3 protein-coding genes and 3 pseudogenes are annotated in these 3,544 nt (G+C 64.2%); 3 read left to right on the forward strand and 3 right to left on the reverse strand.

What is annotated here, in order from left to right; genetic code table 11:
* Positions 1 to 153: pseudogene (locus VMJ11_RS08665) on the forward strand (tRNA threonylcarbamoyladenosine dehydratase); the annotation flags it as partial.
* Positions 154 to 371: 218 nt separating this feature from the next.
* On the opposite strand, the gene VMJ11_RS08670 reads toward VMJ11_RS08665, so the two are convergent.
* Positions 372 to 1,106: a Crp/Fnr family transcriptional regulator gene (locus VMJ11_RS08670; protein ID WP_325618921.1), complete on the reverse strand. Its 735-nt coding sequence runs from the start codon at positions 1,104 to 1,106 to the stop codon at positions 372 to 374.
* A 743-nt stretch (positions 1,107 to 1,849) separates the two neighbouring features.
* Between VMJ11_RS08670 and VMJ11_RS34440 the strand changes: the two are divergent.
* Both VMJ11_RS34440 and VMJ11_RS08675 read left to right on the forward strand, forming a co-directional pair.
* Positions 1,850 to 1,987, forward strand: a pseudogene (locus tag VMJ11_RS34440) (sugar phosphate nucleotidyltransferase); the annotation flags it as partial.
* A gap of 19 nt (positions 1,988 to 2,006) precedes the next feature.
* Positions 2,007 to 2,204, forward strand: a pseudogene (locus VMJ11_RS08675) (cupin domain-containing protein); the annotation flags it as partial.
* A gap of 51 nt (positions 2,205 to 2,255) precedes the next feature.
* Here the strand turns inward: VMJ11_RS08675 and trxA are convergent.
* Positions 2,256 to 3,104 carry a thioredoxin gene (trxA, locus tag VMJ11_RS08680; RefSeq protein WP_325618923.1) on the reverse strand — a complete coding sequence of 283 codons (849 nt, stop codon included), beginning with the start codon at positions 3,102 to 3,104 and terminating at the stop codon, positions 2,256 to 2,258.
* Between the two features lie 152 nt (positions 3,105 to 3,256).
* Positions 3,257 to 3,544: pirin-like C-terminal cupin domain-containing protein (locus VMJ11_RS08685; protein WP_325618925.1), on the reverse strand; the 288-nt coding region annotated here is incomplete at its 5' end.

The raw sequence follows: 3,544 nt of genomic DNA on the forward strand, positions 1-3,544 counted from the left end.
GCCGAGCACGTCACCACTTCGCCGGGGCATCACGGGCCGGTGGGGCTGAACTGCGCGGGCTTCGGTTCGAGCGTTTGCGTGACGGCGAGCTTTGGATTCGCGGCGGCTTCCTATGTGCTGCGGGCGATCGCGCATCGGGCCCAGGTCCGCTGAAGCCGGGCGGAACGCACGCGGCCATGGGGCTGTCCTTGGGGCTGTCCCTGAAGCCGTGCCTGAAGCCGTGCCCGAAGCCGAGTCCGAAGCCGTGCCGATAGCGCGCGCGAACGACGCGCGCTATTGGCACATGTGAAAAAGCGTGCCGACCGAGGCACGCTTCGAACACACCGGGAAAGCGGCCGCAGGAAGCGAACGAACCGCGCGTGCCGGCCGGTTTATTCGACGGCTTCCACTTCGCGCAGACGCGGCAGCAGGCGGTCGAACTCGCGGCGCACGAGGCCGTAGCATTCGCAGGCGCGCGCTTCGAGGCGCTTGCGGTCGAGCACGCGGATTTTTCCGCGGCTGTGATGGATCAGGCCTTCGTCGTGCAGCTTGCCGGCCGCTTCGGTGATGCCTTCGCGGCGCACGCCGAGCATGTCGGCGATCAGCTGCTGTGTCACGCTCAGATCGTTCGAGTCGACGCGGTCGACTTCGATCAGCAGCCACCGGCACAGTTGCTTGCTCAGCGAATGGTGACGGTTGCAGGCGGCCGTTTGGGCGACTTGCGTGAGCAGCGCGTGCATGTAGAGCAGCATGAGGCGGCGCAGGAAGTCCGAGCGCGCGAACTGCTGCTTGAGCGCCTGTGCGCTCATGCGATACGCGAAGCCCGTGCACTGCACCTGCACGCGGTTCGGCATCGTTTCGCCGCCGGTCAGCACGGGCACGCCGGTCATGCCTTCGCGACCCACGGCTGCGATTTCCACCGAACTGCCGTCCTCCATGGTTGAGAGCATCGAGATGATGGCCGTCGTCGGGAAATACACGTGATGAATGCGCTGGCCGCAATCGCAAAGCAGTTGTTCGGTGCGCAGTTGAACGAGTTCGAGATGCGGCGCCAGCGCTTGCCATTCGTGCGAGGGTAGCGCGCCCAGCAGATGATTGCCGTGCAGATCGGATTGAAGGGTCAACATGATTGGTCCTCGTGCGAGGCGGCGTGTGCCGCCTCCGGTATTTTTCTGATTCCGGTCGCCGAACTTGTTGTTATCAACCGATTCCCGTACGGCCATACGTTCGACGTGCCAGCCCCATCACCCCATGGCCCCGTTGGCGTTTCGCGATCTCGACTGACTGCATCCACGCCTGTGTGGCGAACTCTCCTTAGCAGGGGGCGTGCCAGCATGAGCAAAAGCGGGAACCCGTGCGGCTCTGCACGGCGCGAACCATTTCCATCGCGACGCACTGCCGCATTATTGTTTCATTTTTGTACAGGGTCCGCGCAGCGCCGCTTATGAATCCACTCAAATTTGGTGTCGGTAATGCATTGATTTGTATGGTTATTTGTGCGCCGCACACAGATGTTCAGAAATGAGTCCTCGATGAAACATCCACTGGGCAGCGCCCAGGGAGCGTCGCGCGCGTGCCTCTGTAGTGGCGTGGTTTTGATTCAGTCCTGTTGCAGGTCCGCCGCCAGCTTCGCAAAAACGTTCGGATGTGAAACATGGCGCCGCGGGAGCACGATGGCGCTTCGTGCGTTGCCGCACACAACGACGGCCGGGCCCTGGCACGACAGAAAACGACATGACGTTCCGCGCGATCAGTGTGGGTGCGCGTACAGATTCATGTGCCCGTCTTGTTCAAAATGTCCGTTATAGGCGGGCCGATAGATGGGCCACACGCATATCGACCAGACGCATGTCTGCCGGGAGCGACTCGCATGAACAACGCCGTGACGCCTGCCGGCCTGATCGCCGCAGCAAACGAAGCCGGAGTCGAGCTCGTCGTTCAGCCCGTAGTCCTCGCGGGTGGTTCTGGCAGGCGGCTCTGGCCGCTTTCGCGCGAGCACTGGCCGAGGCAATTGATCGATCTGCACGGTGGTGCGCGGCACGGCGCGCGTCACGCGCGGCGACGATGTATTCCTGCTTTCGGAAAAAGAGTCGACCAACATTGCGCCTGGCGTGAGGCACCGGCTCGAGAATCCGGGCAAGACACCGATCGAGGTTATCGAGGTGCAGTGGGGCTGCTATCCCGGCAAAGACGACAACGTGCGCCCGGACGATCGGTGCGGCCGTCTAACCAACAGGAAGTCGCGCGGAGGCGCGCGACTTCCTCCATACTCCGCATCAGTTCAGCGCCGCGCTCAGCTTGCGCCGCCATTCGCTCACGAGCTGCGGCTGGTGCGCCGCGAGATCGAACACCGAGAGCATGGTCTTGCGGCCGATGTCGTCACGGAAGCCGCGGTCGCGCTTGACGATCTCCAGCAGATGCTCGAGCGCGCTCGCGTACTTGCGCCGCGCAATCAGCGCGTTCGCGAGGTCGAAGCGCGCTTCGAGGTCGCCAGGATTGGCGCTCACCTGGGCTTCGAGCGCGTCGGCGGGCGGCAGGTCGGCGGCGGCTTCGAGCGCGTCCAGACGCGTCTTGATCGCGTTGAAGCGCGCATCGATGCCCTGCGTGGTCTTCGGCGATAGCAGCTCGACTTCCTTGTACGCATCGTCGGTGCGGTTGTCGGCGAGCAGCATCTCGATCAGGTCCATGCGCACTTCGTCGTTGCCCGGATCGAAGGCGAGCGCGGCCTGCAGCGCCTCGTAGGCTTCGTCGCGGCGGCCTTCGGCCAGCGCTTCCTGCGCCGCGCGGCGCGCGGCTTCGGCGCCGTCGGGGATCAGGCCGTCGAGGAACTGGCGCAACTGGCCTTCGGGCAGCACGCCGATGAACTGGTCGACCGCCTGGCGGTCCGCGAACGCGACGACGTGCGGAATGCTGCGCACGCTGAAGTGCGCGGCGAGTTCCTGGTTCTCGTCGACGTTCACTTTCACGAGCTTCCATTTGCCCGCGTACTCGGCTTCGAGCTTTTCGAGCATCGGCCCGAGCGTCTTGCAAGGGCCGCACCAGGGCGCCCAGAAGTCGACCAGCACCGGCGCGAGCGCCGATGCCTCGATCACGTCTTTTTCGAAAGTGGCGAGAGTGGTGTCCATTGCGTCCTCGTTGGGAAATCCGTTGTGTCGCTAGTTGGGGCCGAAACGCGCGGGTTTCAATCGTTTCGATGTTGTCGATGCGCCGCCGGGCGCGGCGTTGCCCGGCATTGCGCAGCGTTGTCCTTGCAGGCCGGCGCGTCTCGTGCGCGCTCTCAACGCGGCTTTTTCTCCGGCAACGGGATCCATTCCGTTTCGCCGGGCACATGCCCCATTTCCTGGCGCGACCACGCGTCCTTCGCGGCTTCGATCTTCTCGCGCGAGCTGGCCACGAAGTTCCATTCGATAAAGCGCTCCCCTTCGAGCTTCTCGCCGCCGAGCAGCATCACGCGTGCGCCGTTCGTGCTCGACAGCGTGACGGTTTCGTCGGGGACCAGCACGGCCATCGTGTGCTGCTCGAGCGGCGTGCCGTCGATCGCGAGGTCGCCTTCCACGAGATAGAC

The sequence above is a fragment of the Paraburkholderia sp. genome, assembly GCF_035501035.1.
Taxonomy (GTDB): Bacteria; Pseudomonadota; Gammaproteobacteria; order Burkholderiales; family Burkholderiaceae; genus Paraburkholderia.